At 55.6% G+C, this 16,549-nt stretch carries 17 protein-coding genes and 1 riboswitch; of the genes, 6 read left to right on the plus strand and 11 right to left on the minus strand.

All coding sequences use genetic code 11. The annotated features are described in order from the left end of the window. The first annotated feature begins 81 nt into the window (after nt 1–81). The 3 genes from AC0LWE_RS06925 to AC0LWE_RS06935 are packed head-to-tail and all read left to right on the plus strand — an operon-like array spanning nt 82 to nt 3,043. Nucleotides 82–843 carry an endonuclease/exonuclease/phosphatase family protein gene (locus tag AC0LWE_RS06925; RefSeq protein ID WP_219346859.1) on the plus strand — a complete coding sequence of 254 codons (762 nt, stop codon included), beginning with the start codon at nt 82–84 and terminating at the stop codon, nt 841–843. Then, nucleotides 840–2,081, plus strand: coding sequence for a cardiolipin synthase ClsB (gene clsB / locus AC0LWE_RS06930; protein ID WP_059178579.1), 1,242 nt, complete (start codon nt 840–842; stop codon nt 2,079–2,081). Before AC0LWE_RS06925 ends, clsB begins: the two co-directional genes overlap by 4 nt. Then, the gene (locus tag AC0LWE_RS06935) at nt 2,081–3,043 is read left to right on the plus strand and encodes a lysylphosphatidylglycerol synthase transmembrane domain-containing protein (RefSeq protein ID WP_174342250.1); all 963 of its coding nucleotides are present in this window, start codon (nt 2,081–2,083) and stop codon (nt 3,041–3,043) included. The genes clsB and AC0LWE_RS06935 overlap by 1 nt, the downstream gene beginning before the upstream one ends. Nucleotides 3,044–3,078: 35 nt before the next feature. Here the strand turns inward: AC0LWE_RS06935 and AC0LWE_RS06940 are convergent, their stop codons facing one another. The 6 genes from AC0LWE_RS06940 to moaA all read right to left on the minus strand — a co-directional run bounded on the left by AC0LWE_RS06940 (nt 3,079) and on the right by moaA (nt 6,549). Beyond that, nucleotides 3,079–3,786 (minus strand): Bax inhibitor-1/YccA family protein, encoded by a 708-nt coding sequence (locus tag AC0LWE_RS06940; protein WP_012016678.1) that lies wholly within the window; start codon nt 3,784–3,786, stop codon nt 3,079–3,081. A 58-nt stretch (nt 3,787–3,844) separates the two neighbouring features. After that, nucleotides 3,845–4,297 carry a molybdopterin synthase catalytic subunit MoaE gene (gene moaE / locus AC0LWE_RS06945; RefSeq protein ID WP_059178581.1) on the minus strand — a complete coding sequence of 151 codons (453 nt, stop codon included), beginning with the start codon at nt 4,295–4,297 and terminating at the stop codon, nt 3,845–3,847. Nucleotides 4,298–4,299: 2 nt separating this feature from the next. Continuing rightward, nucleotides 4,300–4,545 (minus strand): molybdopterin synthase sulfur carrier subunit, encoded by a 246-nt coding sequence (gene moaD / locus AC0LWE_RS06950; protein ID WP_059178582.1) that lies wholly within the window; start codon nt 4,543–4,545, stop codon nt 4,300–4,302. Beyond that, nucleotides 4,538–5,023 carry a cyclic pyranopterin monophosphate synthase MoaC gene (gene moaC / locus AC0LWE_RS06955; protein ID WP_059178583.1) on the minus strand — a complete coding sequence of 162 codons (486 nt, stop codon included), beginning with the start codon at nt 5,021–5,023 and terminating at the stop codon, nt 4,538–4,540. Before moaC ends, moaD begins: the two co-directional genes overlap by 8 nt. 2 nt (nt 5,024–5,025) lie before the next feature. Further along, nucleotides 5,026–5,538 carry a molybdenum cofactor biosynthesis protein B gene (moaB, locus tag AC0LWE_RS06960; protein WP_174342253.1) on the minus strand — a complete coding sequence of 171 codons (513 nt, stop codon included), beginning with the start codon at nt 5,536–5,538 and terminating at the stop codon, nt 5,026–5,028. 21 nt (nt 5,539–5,559) lie between these two features. After that, nucleotides 5,560–6,549, minus strand: coding sequence for a GTP 3',8-cyclase MoaA (gene moaA / locus AC0LWE_RS06965; RefSeq protein WP_219346860.1), 990 nt, complete (start codon nt 6,547–6,549; stop codon nt 5,560–5,562). Further along, nucleotides 6,537–6,671: riboswitch (molybdenum cofactor riboswitch) on the minus strand. Its footprint overlaps the gene before it by 13 nt. A 223-nt stretch (nt 6,672–6,894) precedes the next feature. Here moaA and yvcK point away from each other — a divergent pair. Then, nucleotides 6,895–7,803, plus strand: a complete 909-nt coding sequence (gene yvcK, locus AC0LWE_RS06970; RefSeq protein WP_202665207.1) for a uridine diphosphate-N-acetylglucosamine-binding protein YvcK — start codon at nt 6,895–6,897, stop codon at nt 7,801–7,803. 262 nt (nt 7,804–8,065) lie between these two features. Here the strand turns inward: yvcK and uvrB are convergent, their stop codons facing one another. Continuing rightward, nucleotides 8,066–10,087, minus strand: coding sequence for an excinuclease ABC subunit UvrB (gene uvrB, locus AC0LWE_RS06975; protein ID WP_131487685.1), 2,022 nt, complete (start codon nt 10,085–10,087; stop codon nt 8,066–8,068). Nucleotides 10,088–10,836: 749 nt separating this feature from the next. Here uvrB and AC0LWE_RS06980 point away from each other — a divergent pair. Beyond that, a complete protein-coding gene (locus AC0LWE_RS06980; RefSeq protein WP_219346861.1) occupies nt 10,837–11,556 on the plus strand; it encodes an ABC transporter ATP-binding protein in 720 nt (239 codons plus the stop codon). Here the strand turns inward: AC0LWE_RS06980 and bioD are convergent. From bioD to bioB, 4 genes are read right to left on the minus strand one after another with little or no spacing between them, the layout of a single operon-like run. Further along, the gene (bioD, locus tag AC0LWE_RS06985) at nt 11,519–12,220 is read right to left on the minus strand and encodes a dethiobiotin synthase (RefSeq protein WP_202667141.1); all 702 of its coding nucleotides are present in this window, start codon (nt 12,218–12,220) and stop codon (nt 11,519–11,521) included. The two genes, AC0LWE_RS06980 and bioD, sit on opposite strands and share 38 nt — an antisense overlap. Next, on the minus strand, nt 12,213–12,968 hold the full coding sequence (bioC, locus tag AC0LWE_RS06990) for a malonyl-ACP O-methyltransferase BioC (RefSeq protein WP_059178590.1): 756 nt from the start codon (nt 12,966–12,968) through the stop codon (nt 12,213–12,215). The genes bioD and bioC overlap by 8 nt, the downstream gene beginning before the upstream one ends. Beyond that, nucleotides 12,955–14,109, minus strand: a complete 1,155-nt coding sequence (bioF, locus tag AC0LWE_RS06995) for an 8-amino-7-oxononanoate synthase (RefSeq protein ID WP_202694164.1) — start codon at nt 14,107–14,109, stop codon at nt 12,955–12,957. Before bioF ends, bioC begins: the two co-directional genes overlap by 14 nt. Then, entirely contained in the window at nt 14,106–15,146 is a 1,041-nt protein-coding gene (gene bioB, locus AC0LWE_RS07000; protein WP_202694165.1) for a biotin synthase BioB, read from the minus strand. Before bioB ends, bioF begins: the two co-directional genes overlap by 4 nt. An 86-nt stretch (nt 15,147–15,232) precedes the next feature. Between bioB and bioA the strand changes: the two genes are divergently transcribed. Next, complete coding sequence (gene bioA / locus AC0LWE_RS07005) at nt 15,233–16,522, plus strand: adenosylmethionine--8-amino-7-oxononanoate transaminase (RefSeq protein ID WP_411909844.1); 1,290 nt, start codon at nt 15,233–15,235, stop codon at nt 16,520–16,522. The last annotated feature ends 27 nt before the right edge of the window (nt 16,523–16,549 follow it).

Here is a 16,549-nt window from a genome sequence, read left to right on the forward strand (position 1 = left end):
GGAAAATTCCGTAACGCCGCATCTTTTTGTGACGCCGACTACACTTTATTTTCATCAGGATAGTGACGCTGGCAGGAAAATATGACGCAAAAAAACCGGCATTTTTCATTAAAAATATTGACGATAAACACACACAAGGGCTTCACGGCATTTAACCGCCGCTTCATTTTACCCGAGTTGCGGGACGCGGTACGCACCGTCGGCGCAGATATCGTGTGCCTGCAAGAGGTGATGGGCGCGCATGAGATTCACCCTATGCATGTCGAAAACTGGCCAGACACGACACATTACGAATTTTTGGCCGATACCATGTGGAGTGACTACGCCTACGGGCGCAACGCCGTTTACCCTGAAGGGCATCACGGCAATGCGGTTCTGTCGCGCTTTCCCATCGAACATTATGAAAATCACGACGTTTCGGTGGGCGAGAGCGAAAAGCGCGGGCTGCTTTACTGTCGGATTACGCCACCGGAACTGGCGTTTCCGATTCACGTCGGGTGCGTCCATCTGGGCCTGCGCGAAGCACACCGTCAGGCACAGCTGAAGATGATGGCGAAATGGGTGAATGCCCTCCCCGAAGGCGAACCGGTGGTCGTCGCGGGCGATTTCAACGACTGGCGGCAGCGCGCCAACCGTCCACTGAAAGTTCACGCCGGGCTGGATGAGATCTTTACGCGCGCACACGGGCGTCCGGCGCGGACCTTCCCGGTGAGTTTCCCGTTGCTTCGCCTCGACCGAATTTATGTCAAAAACGCGCACGCCAGCAGCCCAACTACGCTGGCGCTGCGTACATGGCGTCATTTATCCGACCACGCCCCTTTAAGTGCGGAGATTCACTTATGAAATGTTCATGGCGAGAAGGAAACCGGATCACGCTGCTGGAGAATGGTGACGAGTATTATCCAGCTGTGTATGCCGCGCTTGATAAAGCCCAGCACAGGGTGATTCTGGAAACGTTTATCTGGTTCGAGGATGGCGTTGGCCGTCAGCTTCATGAGGCCATTTTGCGAGCCGCACAGCGCAGCGTCAAAGTTGAAGTGCTGCTTGATGGCTACGGTTCACCCGATTTGAGCGACGAGTTTGTCAACGAACTCACCTCGGCGGGCGTGGTGTTCCGGTATTACGATCCGCGCCCTCCTCTGCTGGGTATGCGCACCAACGTCTTCCGTCGGATGCACCGCAAAATCGTGGTGGTGGATGACGCTGTTGCCTTTGTCGGCGGGATTAACTATTCCGATGAGCACATGTCCGATTACGGCCCCGAAGCCAAGCAGGATTATGCGATACGCGTCGAAGGCCCGGTAGTTCAGGATATTTTGCAGTTCGAGCTGGAAAACTTGCCCGGCGAATCCGTGACGCGTCGGTGGTGGAAACGCCGTCATCGTCCGGAAGAGAACCGTCAGCCGGGCGAAGCGCAGGCGCTGTTCATCTGGCGCGACAACGAAGAGCATCGTGACGATATCGAACGGCATTATTTGAAAATGCTGGCCAACGCGAAGCGTGAAGTGATTATAGCGAACGCCTATTTCTTCCCGGGTTATCGCCTGCTGCATGCCATGCGCAATGCCGCACGACGCGGTGTGCGGGTCAAACTGATTGTGCAGGGTGAGCCGGATATGCCGATTGTCACCGTCGGCGCACGACTGCTGTACGATTATTTAGTCAAAGGCGGCGTGCAGATTTATGAATATCGTCGTCGTCCCCTGCACGGCAAAGTCGCACTGATGGACGATCACTGGGCCACCGTCGGCTCCAGTAATCTCGATCCCCTGAGCCTGTCGCTGAATCTTGAGGCCAACTTGATTATCCACGATCGTGAATTTAACCAGACCTTGCGCGATAACCTGACAGGAATTATCGCTCGCGACTGCGTGCGGGTGGACGATTCAATGGTGCCCAAACGCACCTGGTGGAATTTGACCAAAAGCGTGGTGGTTTTCCACTTCCTGCGCCACTTCCCGGCGCTTGTCGGCTGGCTGCCCGCGCACACGCCTAAACTGGCGCAGGTCCCGGCACCGGTTCAACCTACAATGGAAACTCAGGATCGCGTTGAAGCCGAAAACACGGGGGTGAAGCCATAATGAGCAAATCACATCCTCGCTGGCGAATGGCCAAAAAAATCCTCACCTGGCTCTTTTTTATCGCGGTCATTGTTCTACTGGTGGTATACGCGCAGAAAATTGACTGGGAAGAGGTCTGGAAAGTTATCCGCAACTATAACCGCACGGTGCTGCTCAGCGCCGTCGGGCTGGTGGTAGTAAGTTATCTGATTTATGGCTGTTACGATTTACTCGGACGCGCCTATTGCGGGCATAAGCTGGCAAAACGCCAGGTGATGCTGGTGTCGTTTATCTGCTATGCCTTTAACCTGACGCTCAGCACCTGGGTGGGCGGCATCGGGATGCGCTACCGGCTTTACTCGCGGCTTGGGCTGCCGAGCAGTACCATCACGCGCATTTTTTCACTGAGTATTACCACCAACTGGCTGGGCTATATTCTGCTCGGTGGAGTGATCTTTACCATCGGCGTGGTGCAGTTACCGGCACACTGGTATATCGACGAAACCACGCTGCGGATTTTGGGCATCGTCCTGCTGCTGATTATCGCGGTATATCTTTGGGCATGCGCGTTCGCCAAACATCGCCACATGACCATCAAAGGGCAAAAACTGGTTCTGCCGACGTGGAAATTTGCCCTGATGCAGATGGCGATTTCCAGCGCCAACTGGATGGTGATGGGCACGATCATTTGGCTGTTGATCGGCGAAGACGTGAACTATTTCTTTGTCCTGGGCGTGCTGCTGGTGAGCAGTATCGCGGGCGTCATCGTGCATATCCCGGCGGGGATCGGCGTACTCGAAGCGGTATTTATTGCGCTGCTGGCGGGGGAACATGTTTCTCACGGCAAGATTATCGCCGCGCTGCTGGCCTATCGTATGCTGTACTACTTCTTACCGCTGGCGCTGGCGACGGTCTGCTATCTGATTCTGGAGAGTCGGGCGAAGAAATTGCGGGCGAAAAACGAGAAGGCGATGGCGAAGTGATAATTCCCTCACCCACAGGGGTGAGGGAAAGAGTATTAACGACGGTTGCCGAAAATACGCAGTAGCATCAGGAACAGGTTGATGAAGTCGAGATACAGCGTCAATGCGCCAAGAATGGCGTATTTGCGCAGGTTTGAGCTGTCGCGCACATCGATCTGTTCACCGATATTTTTCAGCTTTTGCGTGTCGTACGCGGTCAGGCCGACAAAGACGATCACCCCGATATACGTCACAGCCCACATCAGCGCTTCGCTTTTCAGCCAGAAGTTCACCAGTGAAGCCAGCACGATACCGATCAGCGCCATAAACAGCATGTTGCCAAAACCGCTCAAATCACGTTTGGTGGTGTAGCCGTAGAGGCTCATCGCACCAAACATCCCGCCGGCGACCACGAAGGTACTGGCGATAGACGAGTAGGTATAGACGATAAAAATGCTGGAAAGCGTCAGGCCGGTGAGCGCCGAATAGAGCATAAACAGCGTGGTCGCCATCCCCGCGCTGAGCTTTTGCACGAGACCGGAGAGCACAAAGACCAGCGCCAGCTGCGCGATAATCAGCCCAAAGAAGGTGATTTTGCTGGAGAAGACAAACATCATCACTGCGGGCGTATTGGCTGCATACCACGCGATAAACGCGGTTAACAGCAAACCACAGGTCATCCAGCCGTACACCTGCGCCATATACGTTTGCAGGCCGCTACGGGTCTGCTGAACGATTGAATCCGAACGTGGAAATCGGTCCATGATAACTCCTCATTAAGTGGACATTTACCGTTAAGATTAACACATCTGCGCGCGTCGGTTACCAGCGGCTGGCAGCGTCTTTATCGCTGTCGCGTGACTCGACCCAGCGCTCGCCTTCCGGCGTGGCCTCGCGCTTCCAGAAGGGTGCCCGCGTTTTGAGATAATCCATGATAAATTCTCCCGCTTCAAACGCGCTGCTGCGGTGAGAACTGGTGACGCCAACAAAGACAATTTCTTCACCCGGCCACATTTCCCCGATGCGGTGAATCACCGTGATACGTCCCAACGCCCAGCGAGTGCGCGCCTCTTGCACGATATCGGCCAGCGATTTTTCGGTCATTCCCGGATAGTGCTCAAGCGTTAGCGCTTTGACGCTGTCGCCCAAATTATGGTTGCGGACTTTCCCGGTAAAAGTGACGACCGCGCCGTCTTCATCGCGCTCTGCAAGCCACGTGTATTCCGTTCCGACGCTAAACCGCGCGGGGCTGACAATGATTCGCGTGTCACTCATCGTTAACCTCCCGTTACTGGCGGGAAAAACGCCACTTCATCACCCGCATTAACAGGATGGCTGAAATCCACCAGCGTCTGATTGACGGCGGCCAATAATTTGCCCTCTTCCAGCGCCAGCGCCCAGCGGTCGCTTTGCGCCGCCAGATGGGCGCGCAGCGCGTCGACGGTCTCGAAAGAGGCGTCAACGGTGAGACTGTCCGTATTCACCAGCTCGCGAACCTGCGCGAAAAACAGAACCTTAATCATGACAGTCAGCCTTAAAATCGCCGGATTTGCCGCCGCTTTTCGCCAGCAGTCGAACCGGACCAATCACCATATCTTTCTGCACCGCTTTGCACATGTCGTAAATGGTGAGTGCCGCCACGGAAGCCGCCGTTAAGGCTTCCATTTCTACGCCGGTTTTACCGGTCAGGCGGCATAACGATTCGATACGCACGCGGCTGTGTTCTGGCTCCGCCAGCAGGTTTACTTCGACCTTGCTTAGCATCAGCGGATGGCACAGCGGGATGAGATCCCATGTGCGTTTCGCCGCCTGAATCCCGGCGATACGTGCGGTAGCAAACACGTCACCTTTGTGGTGGCTGCCGTCGATAATCATGGCCAGCGTTTCAGGCAGCATAGTGACAAAGGCTTCGGCACGCGCTTCGCGCACCGTTTCGGCTTTGGCAGAGACATCCACCATATGGGCTTCGCCTGCGGCGTTAATATGGGTGAGTTGCGACATAATTATTTCTTTAAATGTGGATGAAAATTACAGGGACGTGTGCGGACATCAAGCTGCGGGGCAATGATATTTTCCCATGCGGTACGGCAGGCTTTGGTGGAGCCTGGCATGGCAAAAATCAGCGTTTTGTTCGCCATCCCCGCCACCGCCCGTGATTGCAGCGTCGAGGTGCCAATCTCTTCAAACGACAGCATGCGGAACACTTCGCCAAACCCTTCAACCTCCCGGTCAAACAGCGGCAACAGCGCTTCCGGTGCCTGATCGCCTGCGGTCAAACCCGTTCCACCGTTAATCAACACGACCTGCACGTCGTCGCTGGCGATCCACTGTGAAACCTGCGCGCGAATGGCGTAGCGGTTCTCTTTGACGATGGCCTTATCGACGATATGGTGTCCCACCTCATGCGCCGCGTCACGCAGCCAGTGGCCAGACGTATCGTCCTCTTCGCCACGGCGTTCTGAAATCGTAAGAATAGCAATACGCGTCGGGATAAACTCTGCGCTGACCTGACTCATTTCTGATTCCTTTTAAGCCAATTACCCGCCGATGTAGGACAGGTTCTGTGTGATTCCGGTGTCGCCCTGATGCAGGAAGTGGGTCTGCTTTTTGTGCGTCAACGCTGCTGCGATCCGCGCTTCAAGGGCGTTCTGCTGTGCATCGTCCTCCAGCAAGTCACGGAGATCGACGCCGCCGTCGCCAAACAGGCACAGGTGCAACTTGCCAATCGATGAGACGCGCAGGCGGTTACAGCTGGCGCAGAAGTCTTTTTCATAGGGCATGATAAGCCCGATTTCCCCTTCGTAATCCGGGTGACAAAAGACCTGAGCCGGGCCGTCACTGCGGCTTCGAATCTGATGGATCCAGCCGCGTCTCAACAGCGCATCGCGCAATACCATCCCGGAAATATGATGGCGGCGGAACAGGTCACTGCCCTCGCCTGTCTCCATCAGCTCAATAAAACGCAGCTGAATGCGGCGCGGTTTGATCCACGCCAGGAAGGTGTCCAGTTGGTGGTGATTCACATCGCGCATCAGCACGGTGTTGACTTTGACTTTATCGAATCCGGCTTCAAACGCCGCGTCGATGCCGTCCATCACCTGCTGGAATTTATCCTGCCCGGTAATGGCGTGAAACTGGCGTGCATCAAGGCTATCGACGCTGACGTTAATTGCCGTTAATCCGGCTTCGCGCCAGTTTGCGACGTCGCGTGCCATACGATAGCCATTGGTCGTGACGGCAATTTGACGGATGCTGTCGTTTTCACGAATAGCGGCAATAATGTCAGGAAAGTCACGACGAAGTGAGGGCTCTCCGCCCGTCAGGCGCACTTTTTCCGTGCCGAGTTCAGAGAATGCGCGCGTGACGCGCCGCACTTCGGCCACGGAGAGAAATCCGTTATTGGTGACGCTGCCGGGTTTATAACCGTTCGGCAGGCAATAGGTGCAACGAAAGTTGCACACATCGGTAATCGACAGACGTAAATAGAAAAACTTACGCGCGAAAGCATCAGTGAGTTGTGAAGCCATGTACACCTTTCCAGATACGGGAGGCACAGTCATTTCTTTCTGTACCCTGGTGGCGAAACCGCCACGGCCAGGGCGCCATATCATGTGACACAGGCGCCAGGGCTAGAGTGTATGTTTTCATCAGCGAAAACGTGGGTTATGCCGATAGTAGCGCGGAAATGGCACTTCCGCCATTTTGCTTTCGCTGTATAATTATATATATAGCGTCATTATCGTGCACTTTCACTACAGGATACGTAAAACGCAACGTTTCACATTGATATACGTCATTTTGACGAGCGTAGGGCATCGTCTTTTAGGGGTAGTTAGGTTACTGTTACGCGATCATCAGGATAAGGAATTTGTATGCGCAATCGCACTTTTGCGGATCTTGACCGTGTCGTTGCTCTCGGCGGAGGGCACGGGCTGGGACGCGTTATGTCATCGTTATCGTCGCTGGGTTCCCGGCTGACCGGTATTGTGACAACCACGGATAACGGCGGTTCAACGGGACGTATTCGTCGTGCAGAAGGCGGCATCGCCTGGGGCGACATGCGCAACTGTCTTAATCAATTAATTACCGAGCAAAGCGTCGCTTCGGCGATGTTTGAATATCGTTTTAGCGGCAACGGTGAACTTTCGGGACATAACCTCGGAAATCTGATGTTAAAGGCGCTGGATCACCTGAGCGTAAGGCCTCTCGAAGCCATCAATTTGATCAGAAATCTGCTGAAAGTCGACGCATTCCTTATCCCAATGTCAGAACAACCCGTCGATTTGATGGCGATTGATATGGATGGCCATGAAGTTTACGGCGAGGTGAATATCGATCAACTTGTGGTGCCGCCAAAAGAGCTGATGACCTATCCCAATGTTCCTGCCACGCGTGAAGCGATCGAGGCCATTGCGGAGGCCGATCTGATCCTGATTGGCCCTGGCAGCTTTTACACCAGTCTGATGCCGCTTTTGCTGGTAAAAGAGCTGGCACAAGCGCTGCGCAGAACCCCTGCGCCCATGGTGTATATCGGCAATCTGGGGCGCGAGCTGAGCCCTGCCGCCGCCAGCCTGTCACTGGCAGATAAACTGCACCTGATGGAACAATATGTCGGGAAGAAGATCATCGACGGTGTCGTCGTAGGGCCCGGCGTGGATATTTCAGGTATGGAAGGCCGCGTCGTAGTGCAGGAGCCGCTGGAAGCGAGCGATATTAAGTATCGCCACGATCGCCATCTACTGCGCCTGGCGCTGGAAAAAGCGATTCAGGAATTAGGTTAGAGAGAACCATCTTGCAAATCATCAATTTGCGGGGAATTCTTAGCCCAAAGAAACAGTAAAAATCCGCCTTCATAGAAGGCGGCATTGATTGCGCCCTAAAAGGGCGTACCCAAACCCTTAAAAAGAAGTCTCTACCAGTCCTGTTGGATTTAAATCCGAAGATAATAAGGCAGAGCCAAAACCTGTTGATGACCACGCCCGCAGGACGTGGTTTTCAGTTGGCAATAAAAATGGCAGCCACGCGCTGCCATTTTGCTTTGAGCTACGACGCCGCGATAAACAGTTCCCGCAGTTGATGAAGCTGATCGCGGATTTGCGCGGCTTCTTCGAACTCCAGGTTTTGTGCGTGCTGCATCATCTGCCCTTCCAGTTCGTGAATTTTCTGCTGCAGCGCTTTTGGCGTCAGCACCAGTTCAACCGGATCGGCCTCAACCGGAGAGCGCGATTTGCCGCGGCCTTTGGCTTTGGTTTTCGCCAGCCCCTGACCGAGCGCTAGTATATCCACCACTTTCTTGTTCAAGCCCTGCGGCACAATGCCGTTATCCAGATTGTACTGATGCTGCTTCTCGCGTCGACGTTCGGTTTCGCTAATCGCTTTCGCCATCGACGCCGTAATTTTATCGCCGTACAAAATGGCTTTACCGTTGATGTTACGCGCCGCACGGCCAATGGTCTGAATAAGCGAGCGCTCGGAGCGCAGGAAGCCCTCTTTATCGGCATCCAGAATCGCCACCAGCGATACCTCTGGCATATCCAGGCCTTCTCGTAACAAGTTAATCCCGACCAGCACGTCAAATTCGCCAAGGCGCAAATCGCGAATGATCTCCATACGTTCGACGGTGTCGATATCCGAGTGCAGATAACGCACGCGCTCGCCGTGCTCTTCAAGATACTCGGTCAGATCTTCCGCCATACGCTTGGTGAGCGTGGTGACCAGCACGCGTTCGTTGATCGTCGCGCGCGCACGGATTTCTGAAAGCAGATCGTCCACCTGAGTGCCCACAGGACGCACTTCGATAATGGGATCCAGCAGGCCGGTCGGGCGCACCACCTGATCCACCACATCCTCGCCAGATTTTTCCAGCTCGTAGTTGCCGGGCGTCGCAGAGACATAGATGGTCTGCGGGGCCAGCGCTTCGAACTCTTCGAACTTCATTGGACGGTTATCCAGCGCCGACGGCAGACGGAAGCCATATTCCACCAGCGTCTCTTTACGCGCGCGGTCGCCACGGTACATACCACCGATTTGCGGAATGGTTACGTGGGATTCGTCCACCACCAGCAGTCCATCGGCAGGCAGATAATCAAACAGCGTCGGCGGCGCTTCACCGGGACCACGGCCCGAAAGGTAGCGTGAGTAGTTTTCGATACCCGAGCAGTAGCCCAGCTCGTTCATCATCTCCAGATCGAACTGCGTACGCTGGCTCAAACGCTGCTCTTCGAGCAGTTTGTTATTTTCCAGCAGCACTTTTCGTCGCTCGGCCAGTTCGACTTTGATGTCTTCCATCGCCTGGACAATGCGCTCGCGCGGGGTGACGTAGTGCGTTTTGGGGTAGACGGTGAAGCGCTGAATCACTGAATCAACATGGCCGGTCAGCGGATCAAAAAGCGACAGCCGCTCGACTTCTTCATCAAAAAGCTCAACGCGTAACGCCAGATCGTCGGATTCCGCCGGGAAGATATCGATCACTTCGCCCCGCACCCGGAATGTCCCGCGCTGGAACGCCTGATCGTTACGGGCATATTGCAGCTCGGCCAGACGTCGCAAAATGGCGCGCTGATCGATGATCATCCCGTTGGTGAGGTGCAACATCATTTTCAGATACAGATCGGGATCGCCCAGACCGTAAATAGCGGACACAGAGGCCACCACAATGACGTCTCGACGCTCAAGCAAGGCCTTGGTCGCCGACAGACGCATCTGTTCGATATGCTCGTTCACAGACGCGTCTTTCTCGATAAAGGTATCTGAGCTCGGGACGTAGGCTTCGGGTTGATAATAATCGTAGTAGGAGACGAAATATTCCACGGCGTTATCCGGGAAGAACTCTTTCATCTCACCATAAAGCTGTGCCGCCAGCGTTTTGTTAGGTGCCAGCACCATCGTGGGGCGCTGCAAATCGGCAATCACGTTGGCGACGGTAAATGTTTTACCCGACCCGGTTACGCCCAACAGCGTTTGATGTGCAAGCCCATCTTCCAGCCCCTCTTTCAGACGACGGATCGCCTCCGGCTGATCGCCAGAAGGACGGAAGGCAGAATTCAATTTGAACATTTTACTCATGGGCAACAACCTGATGACGATAAAAGCGGCAGGTGAGTAATTTTACTCGTGACTGGCAAATTTGCCAGTAAAAAATACTGGATGTAATTCCAGTAGCATGTAACGATATTTGGTACTGCATCCGGTGAATCAGCGAAAAAGTGGTCAATATCCAGACTACGGCACGATAAAATACTAGCCTGAAGGGCTTATCCCCAAAACATTTCCATTTTTAACATTTGTCAAGCTGGGTAAGGGCAGATTAATGGCCGCAGATGACACTTTCATTACGGTGATTGCTTTTGTCTAACACATTAATTAATAGAAGATATTTCTTAAAGCCGCGTTTCGCATCAATTCATCCGCAGGCCGCGTATTCTCTCGCTTACCTGAAGTTTTCTAACCCTAATGCACATGGTTATCCACAGGAATAGTGGATAACTGCTTCCAGCCCACGTAGACAGCCACTCCGCAAAGTCCCGGTTTTTCCCAAAAGCCGGTCCGTAAAAAATATTTATAGCTCTTTTTCGATGATTAACAGTTGAGCAGATCATATACGGCTGGTGAGATCTTACTCACATTTCCTCGATCCTCGCTGCACCACGACTCAGCGTCGTTAGCACTGAAGGTGTGCAATTCCGCGCCTGTGCATCACATTAGCAGTGACATAATCCGAAAAAAACACCTTATTCGATTCACTTTACGTATATGGCAAGGGTTTTGCAGAATCATTATGACATCTCGCCCACGCGTTTTTTACGGAGTGAATTATGCTGAGTCTGCGCGCAATAAATCAGTTTTACGGGAGCGAACACACGCTGTGGAACATTGATCTCGATTTGCCGCCAGGAATGTGTACAGGCGTGGTCGGGCTGCCCGGCATGGGGAAAACGACCCTGATCAACTGCATCACCGGGCAACTTCCGGTGGAGAGCGGCTCCATTATCTGGCATGAAGCGGGTGCGCCACCGCAGGACTTGTTGGGCGCTGCACGTGACAGCGAATTACCGGGGATCGGGTATGTCACGCAGGATCGACGGATATTTTCGCAGCTCACGGTTGAAGAAAATTTGCATGTCGCGATGCGCGCGCAGGGGAAATCCGACGCGACGGCCAGCAGCGAAATGTACGATCTGTTGCCGCAGCTGTGGCCGCTGCGACAGGCCCGTGCGATGGGATTATCTCCGGATGACAAATATCAGCTGGCGCTGGCAAATGCGCTGGTCAGCCGCCCTCGCCTGCTGATTCTGGACGAACCGATGCACGGTGCCAGCCCGACGTTTACCCACAGGCTGGGATTGCTTCTGGCGCGTTTAAATCGAGATTTGGGCATGACGGTTTTACTGGCGGAACAGCAGCTGTCGTTTATCCGCCGTGTGGCCGACCGTTTTTGCATGCTGTACCGCGGACGTAACGTGGCACAAGGCCACGTTAATGAGCTCAATGACGAACTTATTGCCCACTGGATGACGCTGGATGCAAGGCGCTGAGATCGAGATAGTGTCCGGTTTCCGCATTTTCTGCCCCGCCGGCAAGCCACGGGATTTCGCCGAGAAAGGGCGCATGAATCCGGTGTTTAAGCGTCGCCAGATACTCATGATGACGTTTTCCAGGCGCAACCACATCGTTGGCTATCCAGCCTGCGAGACGCAGGCCTGACTGTTTTACCGCTAATGCGGTGAGCATCGCATGGTTAATACAGCCCAGTTTGATACCAACGACCAGAATAACCGGCAATTGTTCGCCCGCCACCCAGTCGGCAAAAGTCAGGTCATCACTGAGCGGGGTAAACCAGCCACCCGCGCCTTCAACCAGTACCCATTCAGCCTGCTCCTCCAGCGCCCGAAGGCCCGCAGAGAGCACAGAAAAAGAGATTGGGCGCTGCTCATCATGGCTCACAATGTGTGGCGAGGTCGGTTCCGCAAAGGTGTAAGGATTCACCGCCTGATATGACAGCGCCACGCTGCTGTTTCGTTGCAGCGCTAACGCGTCGGTGTTGCGCAGCCCTTCTGCCGTCATCTCGCTGCCAGAGGCGACCGGTTTATATCCGACGGTTTTGAATCCCTGTAAACGCGCGGCTTGCAATAATGCACTGCTGGCCACGGTTTTCCCCACTTCGGTGTCGGTTCCGGTGACAAAATAGCGTTCAATCACGTTCGATAATTCCATGGAAAAGTTGATAAGAGAGCGGGAATTCACCCCGCTGCTGCGGCCAGGCTAACTCCAGCCGCTGGAGCTCGCCACGCGTCAGCGGTTTGCGCCCGCGCCCGTCATGCAAATGCGTGGCGCCAATGCCCTTCAGGGAACGCATGGCGCTGAGGGCATCCACAAACGTCAGCGTCACCGTCTGCGTGGTCGCGCGATATCGCCAGCCCCGCATGGCGGAAATCACCTCTGCCTCAGGCAAAAACCGGTTGGCATGAGGCCGTTCATCCACGGCCTGCCACGCCTGATTAAGTTCCGGCAGCGAGTGTGCCAGCAGCGTGGTAAAGGCCAGCGTACCGCCAGGACGCGTGACCCGATACAGCTCCCGCAGCGCTTGCGAGAGACTGGCGCACCATTGCACGGCCAGGTGGCTCCAGACCAGGTCAAACTGCGCGTCAGGCAAGGCCATGGATTCAATATCCCCCACCCGATAATCGTCCGCCGCCTGCTGATAGCGGGCCTGTTCGATCATCTGCGGCGAGAGGTCGAGTGCCGTGACGTGACAGCCTCTTTCCCGCCAGACGCGGCTGTTTGCCCCCGGTCCGCAACCGGCATCCAGCACCGCATTAAAGCGTTTATCACCGAGAAACGCGTACAGCCCCTGCGCGCTCTGGCGCTGGAGTTCATCGTGTTGCGAATAGCACCGCGCCGCCCGGCCAAAGGCGGACGCGATGGCCTGCTTATTAACCTGCGGCATACAGCGCCTCCAGCACGTTATCGATGTCCTGCGTCTGGTGCGCGGCCGTCAGCGTCAGACGCAGCCGCGCGGTTCCCGCCGGTACGGTTGGCGGACGAATCGCCGTCACCCACAGATTCCGCGCACGCAGCTGTTCCGCCAGCGCCAGCGCACGACTGTTTTCCCCCACGATCAGAGGCTGAATCGCGCTGTGTGAATCGGTTGTCTGATACGGCAACTCTCGTGCGCCTGCGCGAAAACGCTGAATGAGCGCCGCCAGCGTTTGCCGCCGCTGCTCACCGTCATCGCTTCGAATGACCTTCAACGCGGCCTGAAGCGCCACAGCCTGTGCAGGCGGCATGCTGGTGCTGTAGATCAGATGTCGTGCGAACTGCAGCAGATAATCCGCAACGGAATCGCTGCACAGCACCACCGCACCGCTTACGCCAAAGCCTTTGCCGAAAGTCACGACCAGGATCTCCGGCTGGACGTTTTGGCTGAATGCGCTGCCGCGCCCTTCGTCCCCCAGCACGCCAATTCCGTGGGCATCATCGACCAACATCCAGGCGTTATGCCGCTGAGCGGTTGCCTGCACATCGCATAACGGCGCGCTGTCGCCATCCATGCTAAATACCCCTTCCGTCACCACCAGCTGTTGCCCGTCGCAGGGCTTTTCCAGCAGCGTACTGAGCTGGGAAGCGTCGTTGTGCGCAAAGCGGCGCAATTGAGCGGGGCTGAGATGTGCCGCTTCCAGCAGCGATGCGTGGCTCAAACGATCGGCAACTATCCGATCGTCTTTTTCCATCAGGGCGCTAATCAGCGCCTGATTTGCGGCGAATCCCGAGATAAACAGCAGCGCGCGGGAATAGCCGAGCCAGTCGGCGAGCGACGCCTCCAGGGCATGATGCGCCGTGGTGTAGCCGCTGACGTGACCGGAGCCGCCGCTGCCGACGCCGTACTGCTCAGCCCCCTCTTGCCAGGCGCGAACGATCGCCGGGTGCTGGCTCAGGCCAAGGTAATCATTGCTGGAGAAATTGCAGAACTGACGCTGTTCGCGGATGAGAAAGCGGCCTGCGCCGCCCTCCACGACCGTACGCACGCGAAAAGCCTCTGCCGCCCGGCGTTTCTCCAGCGCAGTTGTGATGCGCTGCTGCCAGGTCATACGGTGGCCGCGTTGTAATACTGTTCGGTATCGGCGTTGAAAAGCTGCTGCTCAAGACGTTGCTGCTGTTCGTTATCGCCCGCCAGCACGTCCGTTTGGGTCGGGTTCAGCCCCAGCTTGCGGAACAACTGAACGTCTTTGTCCTCTTCCGGGTTGGGCGTCGTTAACAGTTTGCAGCCGTAGAAAATAGAGTTCGCGCCCGCCATAAAGCACATCGCCTGGGTCTGCTCGCTCATCTGCTCGCGACCCGCTGAGAGGCGCACGAAAGAGGTTGGCATCATGATGCGCGCCACGGCGATGGTGCGAATAAAATCGAACGCGTCCACGTCGTCGTTATCGGCCATCGGCGTGCCTTTGACTTTCACCAGCATGTTGATCGGCACGCTTTCCGGTGGCGTCGGTAAATTGGCCAGCTGTAACAGCAGACCGGCGCGATCGTTCACGGTTTCGCCCAGGCCAACAATACCGCCAGAACAGACTTTGATCCCCGCATCGCGCACCTTTTCCAGCGTATCCAGGCGCTCCTGATAGGTACGCGTGGTAATAATATTGCCGTAGAATTCCGGTGAGGTATCGAGGTTGTGATTGTAGTAATCCAGCCCTGCCGCCGACAGGCGCTGCGCCTGGCTGTCATTGAGCGTGCCAAGCGTCATACACGCCTCTAGCCCCATCTCTTTAACGCCCTGAACCATTTGTTCCAGATATGGCATATCGCGATCGTGCGGGTTTTTCCACGCTGCACCCATGCAGAAACGGGTCGAGCCGGCATTTTTGGCCTTGCGTGCCGAGTCCAGCACCTGCTCCACTTCCATCAGACGCTCGGCTTCCAGCCCGGTTTTGTAGCGCGCGCTTTGCGGGCAATATTTGCAATCTTCCGGGCACGCCCCGGTTTTGATCGACAGCAGCGTGCTGACCTGGACATGGCGCGGGTCGAAGTGCTGACGGTGGATCTGCTGCGCTTCAAACATCAGTTCCAGGAAAGGTTTATTAAATAATTCGGTGACCTGCGACATTGTCCAGCGAGTGTGGTGAGCCATTGGGCTTCTCCAAAGGGTTTTGTTAATTATCGGTTCAGCGTATAATCGTAAACCTAAATTAATACAAAATGGTTTACAAGTCGATTATGTTACAAGACGATCTCGCCTTCGATCAACGCCATATCTGGCACCCTTACACGTCAATGAGTCAGCCTTTGCCCGTTTATCCGGTGGCGTCTGCGCACGGCTGCGAGCTGCATCTCACGACGGGCGAAACGCTGATCGACGGGATGTCATCGTGGTGGGCGACCATTCATGGCTACAACCACCCGCGCCTGAACGCGGCAATGAAAATGCAAATCGACCAGATGTCACATGTAATGTTTGGCGGAATCACTCACCCGCCAGCGATTACTCTGTGCCGTCGTCTGGTGGCGATGACACCGGAAAATCTGGAATGCGTTTTCCTTGCCGATTCGGGTTCGGTCGCGGTCGAAGTGGCGATGAAAATGGCGCTGCAGTACTGGCATGCGAAGGGCGAACCGCGCCAGCGGTTTCTGACGTTCCGCAACGGCTATCACGGTGATATGTTTGGCGCGATGTCGGTCTGCGATCCGGACAATTCGATGCACAGCTTGTGGAAGGGATATCTCCCGGAAAACCTGTTTGCGCCCGCCCCGCAAAGTCGTTTTGACGGTGAATGGGATGAGGCCGATATGGTTGGGTTTGCGCGAATAATGGCGGCGCATCGCCAGGATATCGCCGCCGTGATTCTGGAGCCCATCGTTCAGGGCGCAGGCGGCATGCGGATGTATCACCCTGAGTGGCTACGACGCATCCGCAAGATGTGCGACCGCGAAGGCATCCTGCTGATTGCCGATGAGATCGCTACCGGATTTGGTCGCACCGGCAAGCTGTTCGCCTGTGAACATGCGGGCATCGCGCCGGATATTTTGTGTCTCGGTAAAGCGCTGACGGGCGGGACAATGACCCTTTCTGCGACGATCACCACGCGTCATGTTGCCGAAACCATCAGCGACGGTGAAGCGGGCTGCTTTATGCACGGTCCCACGTTTATGGGGAATCCGCTTGCGTGCGCGGCGGCCAGCGAAAGCCTGGCGATCCTTGAAAGCGGGGAGTGGCAGGCGCAAGTTGCGGCTATCGAAGCGCAGCTCAAACGGGAACTGACGAAGGCAAAAGCGTCTGAATGTGTGGCGGACGTGCGCGTTCTGGGCGCGATTGGCGTGGTGGAAACCCGCTATCCGGTGAACATGGCCGCGTTGCAGCGTTTCTTCGTCGATCAGGGGGTGTGGGTGCGTCCGTTCGGCAAACTGATTTATCTGATGCCGCCGTACCTCATCACCGCAGAGCAGTTGCAAAAACTGACTGACGCCGTGGTCGACGCGGTGAATTTTCCCGATCACTTTGTGATGTAATCAGGACGTAAAATGACGCCCGGCCAG

The sequence above is a fragment of the Lelliottia sp. RD5 genome (genome assembly GCF_056032945.1).

Excerpts from the sequence above, each read along its gene's own strand:
- AC0LWE_RS06925 (WP_219346859.1), top strand. The coding sequence starts at position 82 with ATGACGCAAAAAAACCGGCATTTTTCATTAAAAATATTGACGATAAAC.
- clsB (WP_059178579.1), top strand. The coding sequence starts at position 840 with ATGAAATGTTCATGGCGAGAAGGAAACCGGATCACGCTGCTGGAGAAT.
- AC0LWE_RS06935 (WP_174342250.1), top strand. The coding sequence starts at position 2,081 with ATGAGCAAATCACATCCTCGCTGGCGAATGGCCAAAAAAATCCTCACC.
- AC0LWE_RS06940 (WP_012016678.1), bottom strand. The coding sequence starts at position 3,786 with ATGGACCGATTTCCACGTTCGGATTCAATCGTTCAGCAGACCCGTAGC.
- moaE (WP_059178581.1), bottom strand. The coding sequence starts at position 4,297 with ATGAGTGACACGCGAATCATTGTCAGCCCCGCGCGGTTTAGCGTCGGA.
- moaD (WP_059178582.1), bottom strand. The coding sequence starts at position 4,545 with ATGATTAAGGTTCTGTTTTTCGCGCAGGTTCGCGAGCTGGTGAATACG.
- moaC (WP_059178583.1), bottom strand. The coding sequence starts at position 5,023 with ATGTCGCAACTCACCCATATTAACGCCGCAGGCGAAGCCCATATGGTG.
- moaB (WP_174342253.1), bottom strand. The coding sequence starts at position 5,538 with ATGAGTCAGGTCAGCGCAGAGTTTATCCCGACGCGTATTGCTATTCTT.
- moaA (WP_219346860.1), bottom strand. The coding sequence starts at position 6,549 with ATGGCTTCACAACTCACTGATGCTTTCGCGCGTAAGTTTTTCTATTTA.
- yvcK (WP_202665207.1), top strand. The coding sequence starts at position 6,895 with ATGCGCAATCGCACTTTTGCGGATCTTGACCGTGTCGTTGCTCTCGGC.
- uvrB (WP_131487685.1), bottom strand. The coding sequence starts at position 10,087 with ATGAGTAAAATGTTCAAATTGAATTCTGCCTTCCGTCCTTCTGGCGAT.
- AC0LWE_RS06980 (WP_219346861.1), top strand. The coding sequence starts at position 10,837 with ATGCTGAGTCTGCGCGCAATAAATCAGTTTTACGGGAGCGAACACACG.
- bioC (WP_059178590.1), bottom strand. The coding sequence starts at position 12,968 with ATGCCGCAGGTTAATAAGCAGGCCATCGCGTCCGCCTTTGGCCGGGCG.
- bioF (WP_202694164.1), bottom strand. The coding sequence starts at position 14,109 with ATGACCTGGCAGCAGCGCATCACAACTGCGCTGGAGAAACGCCGGGCG.
- bioB (WP_202694165.1), bottom strand. The coding sequence starts at position 15,146 with ATGGCTCACCACACTCGCTGGACAATGTCGCAGGTCACCGAATTATTT.
- bioA (WP_411909844.1), top strand. The coding sequence starts at position 15,233 with ATGTTACAAGACGATCTCGCCTTCGATCAACGCCATATCTGGCACCCT.